Origin of the sequence: Bradyrhizobium sp. RP6, assembly GCF_003837805.1 — a bacterium.
In the GTDB taxonomy this organism is placed as follows: Bacteria; Pseudomonadota; Alphaproteobacteria; order Rhizobiales; family Xanthobacteraceae; genus Bradyrhizobium.
Genome location: NZ_RQIT01000001.1, coordinates 537,632 through 555,786, shown reverse-complemented (window position 1 = coordinate 555,786; position 18,155 = coordinate 537,632). Strand labels below are relative to the sequence as shown.

18 protein-coding genes are annotated in these 18,155 nt (G+C 65.1%); 4 read left to right on the top strand and 14 right to left on the bottom strand.

The window, feature by feature from the left end; all coding sequences use genetic code 11:
* Window positions 1-33 precede the first annotated feature (33 nt).
* The 13 genes from EHH60_RS03030 to EHH60_RS02970 all read right to left on the bottom strand — a co-directional run bounded on the left by EHH60_RS03030 (window position 34) and on the right by EHH60_RS02970 (window position 12,487).
* Window positions 34-1,581 carry a peroxidase family protein gene (locus tag EHH60_RS03030; RefSeq protein ID WP_124157998.1) on the bottom strand — a complete coding sequence of 516 codons (1,548 nt, stop codon included), beginning with the start codon at window positions 1,579-1,581 and terminating at the stop codon, window positions 34-36.
* Window positions 1,582-1,755: 174 nt separating this feature from the next.
* Entirely contained in the window at window positions 1,756-3,876 is a 2,121-nt protein-coding gene (locus EHH60_RS03025; protein ID WP_124157997.1) for a sodium-translocating pyrophosphatase, read from the bottom strand.
* A 235-nt stretch (window positions 3,877-4,111) separates the two neighbouring features.
* A complete protein-coding gene (thiL, locus tag EHH60_RS03020) occupies window positions 4,112-5,113 on the bottom strand; it encodes a thiamine-phosphate kinase (RefSeq protein ID WP_124157996.1) in 1,002 nt (333 codons plus the stop codon).
* Window positions 5,114-5,266: 153 nt separating this feature from the next.
* Window positions 5,267-5,764, bottom strand: coding sequence for a transcription antitermination factor NusB (gene nusB, locus EHH60_RS03015; RefSeq protein ID WP_124157995.1), 498 nt, complete (start codon window positions 5,762-5,764; stop codon window positions 5,267-5,269).
* A 4-nt stretch (window positions 5,765-5,768) separates the two neighbouring features.
* Complete coding sequence (ribH, locus tag EHH60_RS03010; RefSeq protein ID WP_124157994.1) at window positions 5,769-6,260, bottom strand: 6,7-dimethyl-8-ribityllumazine synthase; 492 nt, start codon at window positions 6,258-6,260, stop codon at window positions 5,769-5,771.
* 111 nt (window positions 6,261-6,371) lie between these two features.
* A complete protein-coding gene (locus EHH60_RS03005; protein WP_124157993.1) occupies window positions 6,372-6,995 on the bottom strand; it encodes a riboflavin synthase in 624 nt (207 codons plus the stop codon).
* A complete protein-coding gene (gene ribD, locus EHH60_RS03000; protein ID WP_124157992.1) occupies window positions 6,995-8,143 on the bottom strand; it encodes a bifunctional diaminohydroxyphosphoribosylaminopyrimidine deaminase/5-amino-6-(5-phosphoribosylamino)uracil reductase RibD in 1,149 nt (382 codons plus the stop codon). The genes EHH60_RS03005 and ribD overlap by 1 nt, the downstream gene beginning before the upstream one ends.
* A complete protein-coding gene (gene nrdR / locus EHH60_RS02995) occupies window positions 8,140-8,622 on the bottom strand; it encodes a transcriptional regulator NrdR (protein WP_011087793.1) in 483 nt (160 codons plus the stop codon). The genes ribD and nrdR overlap by 4 nt, the downstream gene beginning before the upstream one ends.
* 70 nt (window positions 8,623-8,692) lie before the next feature.
* The gene (glyA, locus tag EHH60_RS02990) at window positions 8,693-9,991 is read right to left on the bottom strand and encodes a serine hydroxymethyltransferase (RefSeq protein ID WP_124157991.1); all 1,299 of its coding nucleotides are present in this window, start codon (window positions 9,989-9,991) and stop codon (window positions 8,693-8,695) included.
* Window positions 9,992-10,256: 265 nt separating this feature from the next.
* Window positions 10,257-10,478 carry a hypothetical protein gene (locus EHH60_RS02985; RefSeq protein WP_124157990.1) on the bottom strand — a complete coding sequence of 74 codons (222 nt, stop codon included), beginning with the start codon at window positions 10,476-10,478 and terminating at the stop codon, window positions 10,257-10,259.
* 37 nt (window positions 10,479-10,515) lie between these two features.
* On the bottom strand, window positions 10,516-10,752 hold the full coding sequence (locus EHH60_RS02980; RefSeq protein WP_124158337.1) for a hypothetical protein: 237 nt from the start codon (window positions 10,750-10,752) through the stop codon (window positions 10,516-10,518).
* A gap of 200 nt (window positions 10,753-10,952) precedes the next feature.
* Complete coding sequence (ldtR, locus tag EHH60_RS02975) at window positions 10,953-11,471, bottom strand: transcriptional regulator LdtR (RefSeq protein WP_124157989.1); 519 nt, start codon at window positions 11,469-11,471, stop codon at window positions 10,953-10,955.
* Window positions 11,472-11,983: 512 nt separating this feature from the next.
* Complete coding sequence (locus tag EHH60_RS02970) at window positions 11,984-12,487, bottom strand: DUF6163 family protein (protein ID WP_124157988.1); 504 nt, start codon at window positions 12,485-12,487, stop codon at window positions 11,984-11,986.
* A 122-nt stretch (window positions 12,488-12,609) separates the two neighbouring features.
* On the opposite strand from EHH60_RS02970, the gene hemB reads away from it, so the two are divergent.
* From hemB to EHH60_RS02955, 3 genes are all read left to right on the top strand, one after another.
* The gene (hemB, locus tag EHH60_RS02965; protein WP_124157987.1) at window positions 12,610-13,671 is read left to right on the top strand and encodes a porphobilinogen synthase; all 1,062 of its coding nucleotides are present in this window, start codon (window positions 12,610-12,612) and stop codon (window positions 13,669-13,671) included.
* Window positions 13,672-13,905: 234 nt separating this feature from the next.
* Window positions 13,906-14,448 carry an RDD family protein gene (locus tag EHH60_RS02960; protein ID WP_124157986.1) on the top strand — a complete coding sequence of 181 codons (543 nt, stop codon included), beginning with the start codon at window positions 13,906-13,908 and terminating at the stop codon, window positions 14,446-14,448.
* A 119-nt stretch (window positions 14,449-14,567) separates the two neighbouring features.
* The gene (locus tag EHH60_RS02955; protein ID WP_124157985.1) at window positions 14,568-15,344 is read left to right on the top strand and encodes an arginyltransferase; all 777 of its coding nucleotides are present in this window, start codon (window positions 14,568-14,570) and stop codon (window positions 15,342-15,344) included.
* Between the two features lie 41 nt (window positions 15,345-15,385).
* On the opposite strand, the gene EHH60_RS02950 is transcribed toward EHH60_RS02955, so the two are convergent.
* A complete protein-coding gene (locus tag EHH60_RS02950) occupies window positions 15,386-16,738 on the bottom strand; it encodes an Nramp family divalent metal transporter (RefSeq protein WP_124157984.1) in 1,353 nt (450 codons plus the stop codon).
* A gap of 169 nt (window positions 16,739-16,907) precedes the next feature.
* Between EHH60_RS02950 and EHH60_RS02945 the strand changes: the two genes are divergently transcribed.
* Window positions 16,908-18,152: an MFS transporter gene (locus EHH60_RS02945; RefSeq protein ID WP_124157983.1), complete on the top strand. Its 1,245-nt coding sequence runs from the start codon at window positions 16,908-16,910 to the stop codon at window positions 18,150-18,152.
* Window positions 18,153-18,155 lie beyond the last annotated feature (3 nt).

The window sequence follows — 18,155 nt, the reverse complement described above, 5'->3', positions numbered from 1 at the left end:
TGCCGCCTGCGGCATCCGGGACTTGAGCAACTGCTATCCGGTCGTGACCCCGTCGATCGGACTGATATCTCCGACGAAGCGTAAGAGATCGCTCATCAGGAACGTGCCCGGAGTCTTCGCCGGCAGCGTCGGCTTCCAGCTCCGCTGGCTGAGATAGGATTGGTTATCGCCGGCGACGATGCCGATGAACACCTCGGCCACGATACGCGCGCCGACCGGACCGAGCCGAAGACCGCCGCTCTTCACCTGGGCCTCTTTGAGGATATAGTACCAAAGCGGCGTCTTTCGATCGAAGCCATGCGCGGCCGCAGCCGCGCCGTCAGTGCCGGTTGCGATCTCCGCCGGCTTGAGCACTGGTATCCCCATCGCACGAGCCACGTCTTGACCAGACGGCAATCCGAGATTGACTCCGCGCTGCAGGTTGCGGAGCGGCAGGCTACCGCCGCCGCCTGGAAGATCGTGCAATTTCGGAATCAGGAACGGATCGATCTTGCGCGAATGATTGAACAGGAAGTTTGGCGTCGGCGCGATCGCCGGATCGAATTCGTAGAAGCGGCTCCAGTCGATGATCCAGTCCGTGGGCAAGGTGCTGACGTTGGGTGGGGAATTGGGCGCATTGGGAGTAGTGCCGGCAATTTCGCCCAGGATGCGGCCGGAGAGCCCGGAGAAGAAGAACTCGAGATTGAGGCTCGCCGCAGCAAAGCCGCCGGGCGTGAACACATGGTTGTGGCTGTAGGTCTCGCGAACCATGCTGTGTCCCAGCCGGTAAGCTGCCGCCGAGAACTCGACCGGCATATAGGGCACCTTCTGGAATCGATAGAACTTCCGGCCCTCGTGCAGAATCTTGGCGACGATGCCCTTCTCCGTTAAGCGCTCGACGAAATCGTGCAGCACCATCCATTGATAGTGCCAAGTCACCAGCTTTCGTGCTTCAGAGAAGAGCTTGTCGGGCGCCGGCGCGTTGGGGCCGGCCGCGAGCATGTCGACGACCTTGTTGTGGAATTTCAGAAACGCAAGGTGCGTCTGCGCGACCAGCAGATTCTCGTCATTGCGATGGTCGCCGATCAGGGCTCGCCCTTCCGAATTCCGCGTCAGATCATTCGGAAAGACGCCGGCCGCGCGCGGCGTGGGCTCTGTCTTGCCGAGCAGGAATCTCGGCCCGGGCTGTGTGACGTTGTTGGAGTCGCGCGCGTAGAGTTGAGGGCTGCCATCCGGTCCCAGACCGTAGATGCTGTCCAGATCGAGCCTCGGCGTGCGGAAGTTTGTGGTCGCGTTGGGATCCTCCTGCTTCTCGGCAAGCGAAGTGAGATCAAGCGTAATGTCATGATCGACGAATTGGCCGAGATAGGTGAAGCCCGACGGAATGTTGGAGTTGTCACCGGTCACATCGTCCGGAGCGGCGTCCTTCATCGCGGCGGCAAGCGCCTGCAGCGCAGCCTCCGGCGCCGTAAAGGCCGGCAAGTCGAACATCCTGCCGAACAAGCCGGGGTCTGCATTGGCGCTGGGCGGTTTCAGACCGGCCCTGGTCGGCTGGCGTCCGGCTTTCCCGTGTCGTGGATTCAGGTTTACAGCTTGCGTCATTCTTCCCTCCAGTGGGTGAGACAGCACCTGCAGGGTAGCCCTCCGAGGGAAGACACTTTGTAATTGATCTCACAGTTCCGCTGCGACAATGCAGCTGCGAAGGAACGATATCGTGAACCAAAAACCCCCGCGGCTCGCACCGCGGGGGTTTGTCGTGCCAATTTGTGACGCGGCTCAGTGCGCCAGGATCGCCAGCAGCAGCAGGGCCACGATGTTGGTGATCTTGATCATCGGATTCACCGCGGGGCCGGCCGTGTCCTTGTAGGGATCGCCGACGGTGTCACCGGTGACGGCCGACTTGTGGGCATCAGAGCCCTTGCCGCCGAAATGACCGTCCTCGATGTACTTCTTGGCGTTGTCCCAGGCGCCGCCACCCGAGGTCATCGAGATCGCGACGAACAGGCCCGTCACGATCACGCCGAGCAGCATTGCGCCCACGGCCGAGAACGCCGCCGACTTGCCGGCCGCGCCGCCGCCCGCGATCGCGTAGATCACGAAGTAGACGAAGATCGGTGACAGCACGGGCAGCAGCGAGGGGATGATCATCTCCTTGATCGCCGCTTTGGTCAGCAGGTCGACCGCCTTGCCATAGTCCGGCTTGTCGGTGCCCTGCATGATGCCCGGCTTCTCGCGGAACTGACGTCGCACCTCCTCGACGATCGCGCTCGCCGCGCGGCCCACGGCCGTCATGCCCATCGCGCCGAACAGATACGGCAAGAGGCCGCCGAACAAGAGGCCCACCACCACGTAGGGGTTGTTGAGCGAGAAGTCCGGATTGACGCCGGCGAAGTAGGAATGCTGCGCGGAGCCGGCAACGAAGAACTTGAGGTCCTGATTGTAGGCTGCGAACAGCACCAGGGCGCCGAGACCGGCGGAGCCGATCGCGTAGCCTTTGGTCACCGCCTTGGTGGTGTTGCCGACCGCGTCGAGCGCATCGGTCGATTTGCGCACCTCCTTCGGCAGGCCCGCCATCTCGGCGATGCCGCCGGCGTTGTCGGTGACGGGGCCGAAGGCATCGAGCGCGACGATCATGCCGGCGAGCGCCAGCATGGTGGCGGTCGCGATCGCGATGCCGAACAGGCCGGCGAGGCTGTAGGTGACCAGGATGCCGGCGATGATCACGATCGCGGGCAGCGCGGTCGCTTCCATCGAGACGGCAAGGCCCTGGATCACGTTGGTGCCGTGACCGGTCACCGAGGCCTGGGCGATCGACTTCACCGGACGGTAGTCGGTGCCCGTGTAGTATTCGGTGATCCAGATGATCAGCGCGGTGACGACGAGGCCGACCACGCCGCATTCGAACAGCGCCATGCCGGTGTAGTCGACGCCCTCGAGCTTGCCGAAACCGATCAGGTAGTAGATCACCAGCGCGATGCCGATCAGGGACAGGATGCCGGTCGCGATCAGGCCCTTGTAGAGCGCGCCCATGATCGATTGGCTCGGCCCGAGCTTAACGAAGAAGGTGCCGATGATCGAGGTGATGATGCAGATGCCGCCGATCGCGAGCGGCAGCGTCATCATGTTGGCGATGATCGGCGTCTTGGCGAAGAAGATCGCCGCCAGGACCATGGTGGCGACCGCGGTCACCGCATAGGTCTCGAACAGGTCGGCAGCCATGCCGGCGCAGTCGCCGACATTGTCACCGACGTTGTCGGCGATGGTCGCCGGGTTGCGCGGATCGTCCTCGGGAATGCCGGCCTCGACCTTGCCGACGAGGTCGCCGCCGACATCCGCACCCTTGGTGAAGATGCCGCCGCCGAGACGGGCGAAGATCGAGATCAGGGAGGCGCCGAAGCCGAGCGCCACCAGGGCATCGACCACGACGCGGCTATCGGGCGCGAGCTTCAGCGAGTGGACCAAAAAGCCGAAGTAGAGGGTCACACCCAGCAGCGCGAGACCCGCCACCAGCATTCCGGTAATCGCTCCCGCCTTGAAGGCGAGCTCGAGCCCGCCGGCAAGCGACTTCGTCGCGGCCTGAGCGGTACGCACATTGGCGCGAACCGAGACGTTCATGCCGATGAAGCCGGCAGCGCCGGACAGGATCGCGCCGATGGCAAAACCGATCGCGACATAGAGCCCGAGGAAATAGACAAGCAGCACGAAGATGACGATGCCGACGAGACCAATCGTGGTGTACTGGCGCCGCAGGTAGGCCTGTGCGCCTTCGCGCACGGCTCCTGCGATCTCCTGCATGCGCGGCGACCCCGCATCCGCGCTCAACACCGAAGACGTCGCCCAAATCGCGTAGACGACGGAAAGCACTCCGCAGAGCACTATCAACCATAATGCTGTCATGTGATTTTTGCCTCAGATCCTTGATGTACCCCCGGCGCCTTTTGTTGTCCGTCGTGCGGTGCGGCGCCTTGATTTCGAACAAGGCCGCCCCTTGCCCAAAAGGGGCGGCCTCAGTCGGTTGCGAGCTTGCCAAAATCAAATAGAGGGTGCAACGCCGGATAAGGCCGAAAGCGCCGATCTCGGCAGGTATTTAGGACCAAGTGCTGAGAACCAAGATGCCGGTCTGGAGCAATTCCTAGAAGTGGCTGTAGGACAGCCGCGTCAAGGGTAGTTCCTGGCCCTGCCCGTCCAGGAAGCGCGGCCGCTCACGACCCTGCACGATCCTGCCGATCACGGTCACCGCAACGCCCCTGGCCCGCCCAGCGGCGACCAGCGCGTCGCTTTGCGCCGGCGGAACGGTGCACAGCACCTCGTAGTCATCGCCCCCCGCAAGCAGCGTCTCGACGCAAACGACGTTGCTTGCGAGCAGGCCGGCCGCCGCCGCCGAGAGCGGCACGCTTGTCACGTCGACCGAAGCCGAAACCCCGGACGCTGCACAGAGTTTGGCCAGATCGCCAGCGAGACCATCGGAGACGTCCATTGCTGCGGTCGCATGGTCGCGCACCGCCCGCGCCAGCACGTTGCGCGGCTGCGGCACCCGATAGCGCGAGACCAGGGCTTCCCTCGCGGCAGGATCGGACGCGAGCGCTGCGGCAGCGGCACCGCCGGTGAGCACGTCGAGACCGAGCGCAGCATCGCCGATCGTTCCCGTCACGAGGATGCAATCCCCTGACTTTGCACCGGTGCGCCCGACCATCCGCCCCTGCGGCACGCGGCCAAAGGCAGTGATCGAGATCATCTGAGGCCCTGGCGTCGACACGGTATCGCCGCCGAGCAGCGGGCATGCGAATGTCCTGGCGTCCTCGCCCAGCGCGTCCGCAAAGGGACGGAGCCAGGCATCCTCTCGGCTGCGCAGCGCCAGCGTCAGCGCGAAACCGGCCGGCACCGCGCCCTTGGCGGCGAGATCGGACAGGTTCACCCGCAGCGCCTTGCGCGCGATGGTCCCGGGCGGATCGTCGGCAAGATAATGCACGCCCTCAACGACGGCGTCGGTGGTGACGACGATGTCCTCGCCGGATGACGACAGGACTGCGGCGTCATCGACGAGCCCGAATGCGCCGGGATCGGTCGCCAGCGGCTTGAAATAGCGCGCGATGAGGGAGTCTTCGGCGGAAGCCTGGCTGTTGTCCTGTTTCACGATAGCAGACCCGTCATCCTGAGGTGCGAGCCCTTGCGAGCCTCGAAGGATGCACGGCCAAGGTGCGTCCTCAGCGCGGCACGCCGCCGCCCTTCGAGGCCTCCGCTTCGCTCCGGCACCTCAGGGTGACGGCAACGGCGGAAGTCGTCTCAATTACCCCCGCCCGAACTCGTCGCCACGGAACTGGCGGCCGATCTGGTCGAGCACTGCGTTGACCATGCCGGTCTCCTCGCGGTCGACGAAGGCATTGGCGACGTCGACATATTCCGAAACCACCACCCGGCCCGGCACGTCCTTGCGCTGCTGGAGCTCATAGGCCCCGGCCCGCAGCACCGCGCGCAGGATGGCCTCGATCCGCTTCAAGGGCCAGCCCTTCGACAACGCCTCGTCGATCAGCGGATCGAGCTTCTTCTGGTCCCGTACCACACCCGAAACGACGTCGCGGAAGAACGCCGCCTCAGCCGGCAGGTAAGTGTCGCCCTCGACCTCGTTGCCGAGCCAGTGGCTCTCGAACTCGGCGAAGATGTCGTTGATACCGGCACCGGCGATATCCATCTGGTACAGCGCCTGCACGGCTGCGAGCCGCGCCGCACCGCGCCGGTTCGCCTTCTTCTCCGGAGTGCCTGCCGGCTTCTTGCTGTTGTCGGCCATGGCTTCAGGCCTGCGCAAGGCGGCGTTTGATGCGCAGCATCGCCAGCGCGGCGCGCGCGGCATCGCCGCCCTTGTTGAGCTCGCTGGCGCGCGCCCGCGCCCAGGCCTGCGCCTCGGTGTTGACGGTGAGAATGCCGTTGCCGAGCGGCAGTTTTCGCGCCACCGCGAGGTCCATCAGCGCCCGCGAGGATTCCTGCGACACGATCTCGAAATGAATGGTGTCGCCACGGATCACGCAACCGAGCGCGATCACCGCATCATAGGGCTTGCCGTTCGCCGCCGCGGCATCGACCGCGATGGCGACAGCCGCCGGGATTTCCAGCGCACCGGGAACCGTGATGACGTCATGGGTCAGGCCGGCCGCCTTCAGTTCAGTCACCGCGCCATCCAGAAGCGCGTCCTGGAGATCGTCATAGAACCGCGCCTCGACAACCAGCGCGCGCGCGCCGGAAATGTCGGTCTGGTCCTTCAGGGGTGCGCGCCGCGCGTCTGCCATGGTCAACCTATTCTGTCATTGCCGGGCTTGACCCGGCAATCCATCGGGCTAGCCCCTCTTAAGAGGATGGATGCGCGGGTCAAGCCCGCGCATGACGATCTTTGCTCACCGTCACTTCATCTCCGTCAGCCGCGCCGCGTAGCGGGCCATCAGGTCGACCTCGATATTGACCTCGTCCCCCGCCTTCCAGGTGCCGATCGTCGTGACCGTCAGCGTGTGCGGGATGATCAGCACCGAAAAGCTCACGTCCTTGACCGTATTGACCGTGAGCGACACGCCGTCGAGCGTGATCGAGCCCTTGGTGGCGATGAAACGCGCCAGCCCCCGCGTGGTGGAGAGCTCGAACCGCGCCATGTCGGGCAGATCCTCGCGGCTGAGAAGCGTCGCGATGCCGTCGGCATGGCCGGCGACGATATGTCCGCCAAGCTCATCGCCGATCTTCAGCGCGCGCTCCAGGTTGAGCTTCGTCCCCACCCTCCAGTGCTTGGCGGTCGTCAGCGCCAGCGTCTCGGCGGCGGTATCGACGTCGAACCAGGTCCTTTGAGCAGATCCCCTGCCGCCTTCCACGCCCGAGGCAACCACCGTCAGGCAGACGCCGTTGCAGGCGATTGAGGCGCCGTCGGCAATCGTGCTCTGATCGTAGCGGCAGGCGATGCGCAGGCGATGCAGCTGCCCCTGCGCCGTGGGCGTGAAGCTGACGATCTCGCCGATATCGGTGACAATGCCGGTGAACATTAGGCGCGCTCGTAGATGGTGAGAGTATCCTTGCCGAAGGTCTCGCTAGCATGAACCTTGTAGGCCGGCGACTGCGTGATTTTCGACAGGGGCAATGCATCGAGCGCATCGACGCCGCCACTGCCCACCGCTTCCGCCCCCCGGAACAGCCAGATCTCGTCGACGAGATTGGCCGCGACGAAGGACGCGGCGACACGGCTGCCGCCCTCGACCATCAGCCGCGTGATCCCTTTCTCGGCCAGCGCGTGCAGCGCGGCCGCAAGATCGAGCCCGGACGCGCCCTTCGGCGACACGCGAATGATCTGCGCACCGGCCGCACCAAGCCGCATGGCGGCAGCAGCCTCGGCGAGCTCGGACCCTACCACCCAGAGCGGCGTCTCGCGCGCGGATCGCACGAGCTGGCTCGATGCGGAAATGCGCAGGCTCTGGTCGAGCACCACGCGCACCGGCGAGCGCGCCATCATGCCCGGCAGGCGGCAGGTGAGAAGCGGATCGTCCGCCAGCACCGTTCCGATGCCGACCAGGATCGCATCGCTGTGCGCGCGGAGGAGATGCACGCGGTCGCGCGCGGCTTCGCCCGTGATCGCGAGCGGATTGCCGCCGGCCGCGCCGATCTTGCCGTCGGGCGAAACCGCGAGCTTGAGGATCACGTGAGGGCGGTGATCCCTGATGCGGCGGAAATGGCCGGCATGGTCGAAGGCAGCCTCCGCCGCGCAAGGACCCACATCCACATTGATGCCGGCAGCGCGCAGACGCGCATGCCCCTGGCCCGCGACCTCAGGATTTGGATCCTCGATCGCCGCCACCACCCGCTTGATGCCCGCTGCGATCACCGCATCGGCGCAGGGCGGCGACTTGCCGAAATGCGAGCATGGCTCCAAGGTGACATAGAGCGTGGCGCCACGCGCCGCCTCCCCCGCGCGCCGCAAGGCCTCGGGCTCACCATGCGGTCGCCCTCCAGGCTGCGTCCAGCCGCGGCCGACGATGACGCCGTCCTTGACGATGACGGCACCCACGGCCGGATTGGGCCAGGTCCGCCCCTGCCCGCGCTTGCCCAGCGAGAGCGCCAGCTCCATGAAGCGGCGATCGGCGTCCTTGGCCTCGCGGGCCTTCTGCGCGAACTGGTCTTCCAGGATGCGGAAGATCATTTGCGGATCGCGGCGAGCCGCGCTTCCTCCTCACCGGAGAGCTCGCCGAGCACGTCGGCGAAATCCTTGGCTTCGCGGAAATTGCGGTAGACGGAGGCAAAGCGCACGTAGGCCACGTCGTCCAGCGTGCGCAGATGCTCCATCACGGTCTCGCCGATCACCTCCGAGGAGATCTCGGCCTCGCCCCCGGTCTCGAGCTCGCGCACGATGGTAGAGACCATCTTCTCCACCCGCTCCGGCTCGACCTGCCGCTTGCGCAACGAGATCTGCACCGAGCGCATCAGCTTGTCGCGATCGAACGGCACGCGCCGGCCGTTGCGCTTGATCACCGTGAGCTCGCGCAGCTGCACGCGCTCGAAGGTGGTGAAGCGGAAATTGCAGGCGACGCACACGCGCCGCCTGCGGATCACGGACGAGTCCTCGGTCGGACGCGAGTCCTTTACCTGCGTATCCAGACTGTTGCAGTTCGGGCAGCGCATCCGTGTGACCTTTATTTTCGCATGATCTTTTCGGAAAACCGGCGCCCACTTTTGCGGATCATGCGGCGCCTTACTGGTAGATCGGGAACCGGTCGGTGAGCGCCTTGACCCGTTCCTTGATCGCAGCTTCCACCAGCGGCGCCTTGCCGTCGGAGGATTGCGCGATCGCGTTGAGGACCTCGGCGATCATGCCGCCGACCTGCTGGAATTCGGCCACCCCGAACCCGCGGCTGGTCGCCGCCGGCGTGCCGAGCCGGATCCCTGAAGTGACGAAGGGCGATTCCGGGTCGAAGGGAATGCCGTTCTTGTTGCAGGTGATGGCCGCGCGGACCAGTGCCTTCTCCGAGACGTTGCCCTTCAGGCCCTTCGGCCGGAGATCGACCAGCATCAGATGATTGTCGGTGCCGCCGGAGACGATATCGAGACCATGGCCCTTCAAGGTCTCTGCCAGGGCCTTGGCGTTCTCGACGACGTTCTTGGCGTAGACCTTGAAGTCCGGACGCAGCGCCTCGCCGAAGGCCACCGCCTTCGCCGCGATCACGTGCATCAGGGGACCACCCTGCAGGCCCGGGAAGATCGCCGAGTTGAGCTTCTTGGTCAGCGTCTCCTCATTCCACAGCATGAGGCCGCCGCGCGGACCGCGCAGCGATTTGTGCGTCGTCGTCGTGGTGACGTGCGCGTACGGCACTGGCGAAGCGTGCACGCCGCCGGCGACGAGCCCGGCGAAATGCGCCATGTCGACCAGGAGATACGCCCCGACGCTGTCCGCAATCTCGCGGAAACGCTTGAAGTCCCAGGCGCGCGAATAGGCCGAGCCGCCCGCGATGATCAGCTTCGGCTTGACCTCTTCGGCCTGCTTGGCCACCGCATCCATGTCGATGATCTGGTCCTCGCGGCGCACAGTGTAGTGCGCGGCCTTGAACCACTTGCCGCTCATGTTGACGGGCGAGCCATGGGTGAGATGGCCGCCGGCGGCGAGATCGAGCCCCATGAAGGTGTCGCCGGGCTGCAGCAGCGCCAGGAACACCGCCTGGTTCATCTGGCTGCCGGAGTTCGGCTGCACATTGGCGAAGTTGGCGCCGAACAGCTTCTTGGCGCGATCGATCGCAAGATTCTCGGCGACGTCGACCCATTCACAACCGCCGTAATAGCGCGCACCCGGATAACCTTCCGCGTATTTGTTGGTCATGACCGAACCCTGCGCTTCCAGCACGGCCCGGCTGACGATGTTCTCGGAGGCGATCAGCTCGACTTCATGGCGCTGCCGGCCGAGCTCGCCTTTGATGGCGGCGGCGATTTCCGGGTCGGCCTGCTCGAGCGAGGCGGTGAAAAACGAATCGGGCGCGGAGGCGGTTTTGGGTGCGGTCATCTTGCGAATATCTCCACCGCCGCAGCTTTTGGCGGGCTACGGGCGGGTCTGGTGTGGCGATCGGAAGCGGCGAGCGCGATCTACCACATCGCCCGCAACAGGCCAAGTGGTTGCGGGTCGGACCTGATATTTATGCAAGATGTGGTGGGATTGGAGGTCTTCAGCGCGGGAGCGGTTCTATGGAACCACCCCTCTGCAATATCTCGACAGGGCCGCTGTGGGCCTCATCTCGCGCCAAGAGTCACCGGCCGGACCCGGTGCCGTCTCACAGCCCCGTATACCCCGCCTTCACTGGATCCACGCTGCCGTCGAGCTGGCGCAGATAGGTCAGGCCGCAAACCGTCAACCTGTGAGGGTCCTTCTCGCCGGCTTCCATCAACGTATTGAGGTAGTTCGTGACCTTGGCCCGGGCCTCCTCGCTGGCCGCGGCGGTGCGGTTGGCGAGCAGGTCATAGGTCTTCATGATGCGGTCGATGGCGGCTTCCATGGCATCCTCTGGTTCGTCGCAATTCTGGGGGTTTGGATCAGGCAACCACTCTGGCCTCGATCAGCGCCTGGAACCGGGCGATCGCCTTGTTGGCCAGCCTGATCCTGTTGAATTCGCCGTGCTGGGTCAGCTTGACGATAATCCCGAGCAGGCGCTCGTCGGTGACCAGCGAGTCGGGGATCGCGCCGGAGCGGCGAAGGTAATTCGCGGCGATGCCGTAGGCCTCGCTTACGAGTTCCACGTTCATTGCCTGAAGCCCTCGCTCGACCAGCATCGACATCCCTCCGATCCGAAGGAGATAAGCGCGGGGCCCGGAACTGGTTCCTCAAGGCCGGCTCTTTTTTTCGCAGGTGCGAAGACATAAGGCGCACCGGTCCGGAAAATCCGGGCCGGCGCGCTTGGGGAGGTCAGGCACGTTCGGGAGGGCTGCCGGTCTTGTTCCGGGCCGGCTTGGCCTTGATCCCTTCAGAAAACTCAGAGGCGATAGAGGATCTGGTCGGTCCAGAACCGCTCGAGACGGTGCAGCGACTTGTTGAGGGTCGCGAACTCGTCGCCGGAGATGCCGCCGACCTGCTCCACCGTCTTGACGTGCTTCTGGTAGAGCGCATCGACGATGCGGCGGATTTCCTGGCCCTGCGGGGTCAGGCGGATGCGCACCGAGCGGCGATCAACGCGCGAGCGCTGATGATCGAGGAAGCCGAGTTCGACGAGCTTCTTCAGATTGTAGGAGACGTTGGAGCCGAGATAGTAACCGCGCGTGCGCAGCTCGCCCGCGGTCAGCTCCTTGTCGCCGATGTTGTAGAGCAAGAGCGCCTGGACCGAGTTGATGTCCGCACGGCCGCGGCGATCGAATTCATCCTTGATCACGTCGAGGAGCCGGCGATGCAGCCGCTCCACCAGAGTCAAAGCTTCCAGATAGAGCGACTGCACCGAACCCTGCTGGCCGGAGACGCGCTCTGCGGTATCTGCCGCAGTTGCGACGGCTTTCATCATGACACTTCCCCTGTTGTCGTTTTTATCGACACTTATTCGACGAAACTTGTGTCCCGCCTGATAGGTGCAACTTAAGGGGGCCGTTTGAAGATCGGCTTAAATAAGAGAATAAAGAGATCATGAATTTAAGACAGTGAATTGCGGATTAAGCCTGTGCCACAAGGGCTTTTCGAAAGCCTCTGTTGACCTTCGCAAGGTCCTGTTCACCCTCCGTCCGCCCCTGTTGTCGCATTCCAGAACAGCCCCGCCCCGTTTCGAAACGCGCGCTTAAGAGCTGTGGCGAAAGCGGCTGGTTAGCGAAAACTTACGTCAAATTTTACGCAACCAACGGTCAACCAAGAGCGCACAACTCCGCAAGCGCCGCTGCCCTGTCCCGGACGAGCGAAGCGAAGATCCGGGACTCACAAAGCCACAAGCGAGATCGCGGAGAGATGGGCCCCGGCTCTGCAGCGCATCACTGCGTGCTGCGCAGCGTCCGGGGCACGGCAGAGTGAGCGTTGAATAATCGTCGGCTATGGCGGCCGTTCGCGCGCGGCCATCCAGGCGAGCGCAAGATAGGCGGCAAGCATGAAGACCTCGACGCCGACCACGACGAGGCTGCCGCCGTAGATGCCGGGGAACATCAGCTCGATCACGGCCATCGACACCACGGTCGTGAGCCACACCACCGCGCCCCAGGGCGTCGCGAGCCAGAGGCCGACGGCGGCCACGAGCTCGATCACGGCGAAGTAGACGGTCGCGGCCTGCCAGGCCATCGACTGGTTCTCGAACGCCTCGTCCTCGCCGCCGACGAAACCCGTCACCTGCGCCCAGTGATAGAGGCCTTTTAGGATCGAGAGCAGCGCCATCACCCGCAGGAACAGCACCAGTCGGCGCGTCCAGACGTTATCATCGGACTGGGTGCGCTCCGACGAAATCGCCGCCACCGACAATGCGCTGTCTCTGGCATTGTCTCGGGCGGCGTCCCTGGCATTGGCGCCGTCGCGGGCCGCATCGCGGGTGGAGATCTCGGACATAGCCCCTTCTGGCTGCTTCGCCCCGCAAAATCAATCGGCTGCCATCCCTTGCGACAGGTCAAGCCGCGGTGACGGGAACCATGCGAGCTGGTATAAGAATAATTCCAGCCGGAGGAAGAGTGATGGCGATCAAATACGGACGTCCGATCGAATTGCGCGAGGTTTCGCGCCGGGATAGCACGGCGGTGCCCCATGCCCTCGATCTGACCGTCCGTCCGCGCCGCAACCGCAAGGCCGAGTGGGCCCGGCGCATGGTGCGCGAGAACGTCCTCACCACCGACGATCTGATCTGGCCGCTCTTCCTGATTGACGGCCACAACAGGCGCGAGCAGGTCGCCTCGATGCCGGGTGTCGACCGCCTTAGCGTCGACCAGGCCGTGCGCGAGGCCGAGCGCGCGATGAAGCTGACCATCCCCTGCATCGCGCTGTTTCCCTACACCGACCCGTCCTTACGCGACGAGGAAGGCTCGGAAGCCACCAACCCCGACAACCTGGTCTGCCAGGCGGTGCGCGCGATCAAGAAGGAGTTTCCGGAGATCGGCATCCTCTGCGACGTCGCGCTCGATCCCTTCACCAGCCACGGCCACGACGGCTTGATTTCCGACGGCAAGATCCTGAACGACGAGACGGTGGCCGTGCTGGTGCGCCAGGCGCTGGTGCAGGCCGAGGCCGGCTGCGACATCATCGCCCCCTCCGACATGATGGACGGCCGCGTCGCCGCGATCCGCGAGGGGCTGGATCGCTCAGGTCTGCTCGATGTGCAGATCATGGCCTATGCAGCCAAATATGCCTCCGCCTTCTACGGCCCGTTCCGCGACGCCATCGGCTCGGCCAAGGCGCTGACCGGCGACAAGCGCACCTATCAGATGGACAGCGCCAACACCGACGAGGCGCTGCGCGAGGTTGAGCTCGATATCGCCGAAGGTGCCGACATGGTGATGGTCAAGCCCGGCATGCCCTATCTCGACGTGGTCCGCCGCGTGAAGGATACATTTGCGATGCCGACCTTCGCCTACCAGGTCTCCGGCGAATACGCGATGATCGTGGCCGCCGCGAACAACGGCTGGCTCGACGGCGAACGAGCCATGATGGAGAGCCTGCTCGCCTTCAAGCGCGCCGGCGCCGACGGCGTGCTGAGCTATTTCGCGCCGAAGGCAGCGGAGAAGTTGCGGACGCAGGGGTAAGCTCAAGCTCCATCTTTGGGGGCGTCCCTGCGAACGCAGGGACCCACCGCGTGATCCATCTATGATACACGCTAGTCGTACAAATGTCGGCCCCCGACCATCAGGTCTCCCCCGCCCCCGAATCGCCGGAATATTTCGGCTTGTTATTGCCCGCGCGCCCTTGGCATCGGGATGGCCTGTTCCCATGTCGTGCACCGAGGGTTTTCATGTGCTTCCTCTCGGGAGGACGGACCAATGTCGTATGATACGGGCGGTTCAGGCGTCTGGCGCAATGACGGCGGGGTGCAGCCGCACGCCTACGATCCCTACCTGCACCCGGAACTGTTCCGCGGCGTGGCGACGCGGCGGGTGTTCGCGTTCCTGATCGACATGGTCGTGATCTCGGTGCCCGTGATCCTCGGCTACGTCTTCATCGCATTGTTCGGCGTGGTCACCCTGGGCATCGGCTGGGCCCTGTTCTGGATCGCCTGGCCGGCCTCCGTCATCTGGGCCATCGTCTATTACGGCGCCTGCATCGGCGGTCCGTCGTCCGCGACGATCGGCATGCGGGTCATGGACCTGGAATTGCGCACTTGGTACGGCGCGCCCGGTTATTTCGTGCTCGGCGCCACCCACGCCGTGCTGTTCTGGGTCACGGTCTCGTTCCTGTCGCCCCTGGTGGTGCTGGTCGGCCTGTTCAACGGCCGCCGTCGCCTGCTGCACGATTTCGTGCTGGGCACGGTCGTGATCAACAATTCCGTGCGCGCCCCCGTGCCTCACGCGGCAAGGCCGTACTGATCAAGAACCTATCAATCGGGACCGACTAAGCTGAGTGATCCGACCCGCCGAGCAGACCGATTGACCCGGGGCTTCCGTAGCGCGATGCTGATGCTCAGTTCGGAGGCCCACGACGTCCCTTGACCCAGCACTCGCGCGACACCCCCCAATTTTACCTCACGGCGCCCTCGCCATGCCCCTATTTGCCCGGCCGGCATGAGCGCAAGGTGTTCACGCACCTCGTCGGCGACCGCGCCGGCGACCTCAACGACCTCTTGACCCATGGCGGCTTCCGCCGCAGCCAGTCCATCGCGTACCGGCCGGCCTGCGACCAGTGCCGCGCCTGCGTCTCGGTCCGTGTGATCGCCAACGAGTTTCGGCCCTCCCGCAGCTTCCGGAAGGTGATGGCGCGCAACGCCGATATCATCGGCGAGCAGCGCAGCGCGGTGCCCACCTCCGAGCAATATTCGGTGTTCCGCGCCTATCTCGACGCCCGCCACCGCCACGGCGGCATGGCCGACATGACCGTGCTCGACTATGCCATGATGGTCGAGGACAGCCATGTCGAGACCCGCATCATCGAGTACCGCAAGCGCGGCCCCGACAGCGGCATCACCGGCCGCGGCGAGGAGTTGATCGCGGTCGCCCTGACCGACGTGCTCAGCGACGGCCTGTCGATGGTCTATTCGTTCTTCGAGCCGAGCCAGGTCGGCCGCTCGATGGGCACCTTCATGATCCTCGACCACATCGCGCGCGCCCGCCGGCAAGGCCTGCCTTACGTCTATCTCGGCTACTGGATCGAAGGCTCCAAGAAGATGGACTACAAGGCCCGCTTCCTGCCGCAGCAGCGCCTCGCGCCCTCAGGCTGGCTGCGCATCGACGCGCAGGGCGACGTCGCATCCGAGCCGCAGGATTGAAGGAGCGAATGGTGAGTAGCGAATAGCGAATAAGTCACCACTCACCCGAACAGCGTATCCGCCAGCAGCTTCACGTTCAAAACCACGATGACGCCCGCGACGATCCACGCGATCGCCGCGACCGATCTCGGTATCGCGAACTTGCCCATCTTGCGGCGGTCGGAGACGAAGCGGACCAGCGGGATCACCGCGAAAGGCAGCTGCATCGACAGCACCACCTGGCTGAACACCAGCAAATCCGCCGTGCCGCGCTCGCCATAGATCGCCGTGACGATGATCACGGGAATGATGGCGATGCCGCGCGTCAGCAGGCGGCGCGCCCAGCTCGGCAGGCGCAGGTCGAGGAAGCCTTCCATCACGATCTGGCCGGCGAGCGTTGCCGTCACCGTCGAGTTCAGGCCGGAGGCGAGCAGCGCCACCGCGAACAGCGTCGACGCGATGCCGAGGCCGAGCAGCGGCGACAAGAGTTCGAAGGCCTGGCCGATCTCGGCGACATCGGAATGACCGCTCTTGTGGAAGGTCGCAGCGGCCACGACGAGGATCGCGGCGTTGATGAACAGCGCCAGCATCAGGGCGATGGTGGAATCCGTCGTCGCCCATTTGATCGCCTCGCGCCGGCCGGTGTCGTTGCGTTCGTAGGCACGCGTCTGCACGATCGAGGAGTGCAGGTAGAGATTATGCGGCATCACGGTCGCGCCGATGATGCCGATCGCGATGTAGAGCATGTCGGAGTTGGTGAAGATCTCGGTCTTCGGCACGAAGCCGCGCAGAACCTCGGCCACCGGGGGCGCCGCAGCAACGATCTGGATCGCGAAGCAGACCGCGATCACCGCCAGCAGCGCGATGACGAAGGCTTCCAGGAAACGGAATCCGCGATTCATGAGGAGCAGCAGCAGGAAGGCGTCGAGCGCGGCGAGCAAGGCGCCGCCGATCAGGGGAATGCCGAACAGGAGTTTCAGCGCGATCGCGGTGCCGATCACCTCGGCGAGATCGCAGGCGATGATCGCCGCCTCGCAGGCCACCCAGAGCAGGAAGTTCACCGCCGGTGAATAGGTGGCGCGGCAGGCCTGGGCGAGGTCGCGGTCGGTGACGATCCCGAGCCGCGCGGCGAGAGACTGGAGCAGGATCGCCATCAAATTCGAGAGCAGGATGACGGAGAGCAGCGTGTAGCCGAACTTCGACCCGCCGGCGAGGTCGGTCGCCCAATTGCCGGGGTCCATGTAGCCGACCGAGACGAGATAGCCCGGACCGACAAACGCGAGCAGCCGCCGCGACCAATGGCCGGCTCTCGGGACCGCGACCGTTGCGTTGACCTCGGCGAGGCTCTTGGTGGTGGGCGCGTCGGCACGCCAGCCGGCGGAATCGGGGGTTAGTTGAGGCGATCGGGCATCCATGCCGACACAATACCCAAGTTCGTTCTTATTGCAACTCATTTGCAACTGCATCTAGCCGCGCCGTTCGGGCGCAAGTCTGGGCGACCCCGCCTGTTGTCGGGAAGCGGGTGGGCCTGGTGGCCGCCGAGGGCGAACATTGGCGCCAATTCGCCTTTGCAGGATATGAGCCATGTCAACGCCCCCTCGCCTCCCTGACACTTTCAACCGCCTCGCCTGGTCGAACCTCGCGGCGCAATCGGCCGAGCAGATCGCGCTCGCCGCTGCGCCCATCGTTGCCGTGCTGACGTTGGGGGTGGCCGAAGGTCGGACCGGCCTGCTCCAGACTGCGCTCACCTTGCCCTTCGTTCTGTTCGCCATTCCCGCCGGCGTGCTCGCGGACCGCATTTCCCGGCGCCGGCTGATGGCGGGCGCCGAGGCGTTGCGGGCCGCCGCGCTCGCCGCCATCTTGCTTCTGCTGGTGCTGGGGGCACTCGACTTGCCGCTGCTGGCGCTGCTCGGATTCGCTGCCGTGTGCGGCACCGTCGTCTACAGCGTCGCCGCGCCGGCGCTGGTGCCCTCGCTCGTGAGCTCGGAGCTGTTGCCGGCGGCGAATGCCCGCATCGAGCTTGCGCGCACCATCGCCTTCGCCAGCGGCCCTGCGCTCGGCGGCGCGCTGGTGGGATGGTGGGGCGCAGGCCCGGCGTTCGGCTTTGCCGCGGGGCTCTCGGCTATCGCGGTGGTGCTGCTCTCCGGCATCTACGAGCCCGCGCGCGTACCTTCGCCGCAGCGACATCCCTTTCAGGAGATCCGCGAAGGCGCGGCCTTCGTGTTTCACCATCCACTGCTGCGGCCGGTGTTCATCACCCAGTTCATCTTCAACACCGGCTGGTTCCTGCAGATCGCCGTGTTCGTGCCCTACGCCGTACGACATCTGGGCTTGACGGCCGCCGGCGTCGGCACGGTGCTGACGATGTACGGCGTCGGCATGGTGATCGGCGCGCTCCTCGCCACACGTGTGATGAAGCGCGTGGCCTTCGGCACGGTCGTCGGACTCGGCCCCGTCACCGGCTTCGTCGCCGCACTGGTGATGGCGCTGACGGTGTTGCTCCCCTCGCCCTGGCTCGCCGGCCTCAGCTTCTTCCTGCTCGGCGTCGGTCCGATCCTGTGGGTCATCTCGACCACGACTCTACGCCAATCGGTGACACCGCCGCGCCTTCTTGGACGCGTCTCCGCCATCAACATCATGAGCTACGGCGCCCGTCCGATCGGCTCGGCGCTGGGCGCGCTCGTCGGCGGCCTCTGGAGCGCGGAAGCGTGCCTCTATCTGGCGGCGGCAGTGTTCGGCGTGCAGGCCCTGGTGATCCTGCTGTCACCGGCCGTGGGGCTGGACCGGCAGCCGGACATGGTGGGAGATGAAGCTGCAGCGCGATGCTAGCTA

What these genes read in the sequence shown, in the direction of transcription:
- EHH60_RS03025 (WP_124157997.1), bottom strand. Translation starts at nt 3,876, where the DNA reads ATGACAGCATTATGGTTGATAGTGCTCTGCGGAGTGCTTTCCGTCGTC.
- hemB (WP_124157987.1), top strand. Translation starts at nt 12,610, where the DNA reads ATGGCGATCAAATACGGACGTCCGATCGAATTGCGCGAGGTTTCGCGC.
- EHH60_RS03030 (WP_124157998.1), bottom strand. Translation starts at nt 1,581, where the DNA reads ATGACGCAAGCTGTAAACCTGAATCCACGACACGGGAAAGCCGGACGC.
- EHH60_RS02945 (WP_124157983.1), top strand. Translation starts at nt 16,908, where the DNA reads ATGTCAACGCCCCCTCGCCTCCCTGACACTTTCAACCGCCTCGCCTGG.
- EHH60_RS02970 (WP_124157988.1), bottom strand. Translation starts at nt 12,487, where the DNA reads ATGTCCGAGATCTCCACCCGCGATGCGGCCCGCGACGGCGCCAATGCC.
- EHH60_RS03005 (WP_124157993.1), bottom strand. Translation starts at nt 6,995, where the DNA reads ATGTTCACCGGCATTGTCACCGATATCGGCGAGATCGTCAGCTTCACG.
- nrdR (WP_011087793.1), bottom strand. Translation starts at nt 8,622, where the DNA reads ATGCGCTGCCCGAACTGCAACAGTCTGGATACGCAGGTAAAGGACTCG.
- EHH60_RS02960 (WP_124157986.1), top strand. Translation starts at nt 13,906, where the DNA reads ATGTCGTATGATACGGGCGGTTCAGGCGTCTGGCGCAATGACGGCGGG.
- glyA (WP_124157991.1), bottom strand. Translation starts at nt 9,991, where the DNA reads ATGACCGCACCCAAAACCGCCTCCGCGCCCGATTCGTTTTTCACCGCC.
- nusB (WP_124157995.1), bottom strand. Translation starts at nt 5,764, where the DNA reads ATGGCCGACAACAGCAAGAAGCCGGCAGGCACTCCGGAGAAGAAGGCG.
- EHH60_RS02980 (WP_124158337.1), bottom strand. Translation starts at nt 10,752, where the DNA reads ATGCTGGTCGAGCGAGGGCTTCAGGCAATGAACGTGGAACTCGTAAGC.
- ribH (WP_124157994.1), bottom strand. Translation starts at nt 6,260, where the DNA reads ATGGCAGACGCGCGGCGCGCACCCCTGAAGGACCAGACCGACATTTCC.
- EHH60_RS02950 (WP_124157984.1), bottom strand. Translation starts at nt 16,738, where the DNA reads ATGGATGCCCGATCGCCTCAACTAACCCCCGATTCCGCCGGCTGGCGT.
- ldtR (WP_124157989.1), bottom strand. Translation starts at nt 11,471, where the DNA reads ATGATGAAAGCCGTCGCAACTGCGGCAGATACCGCAGAGCGCGTCTCC.
- ribD (WP_124157992.1), bottom strand. Translation starts at nt 8,143, where the DNA reads ATGATCTTCCGCATCCTGGAAGACCAGTTCGCGCAGAAGGCCCGCGAG.
- EHH60_RS02985 (WP_124157990.1), bottom strand. Translation starts at nt 10,478, where the DNA reads ATGGAAGCCGCCATCGACCGCATCATGAAGACCTATGACCTGCTCGCC.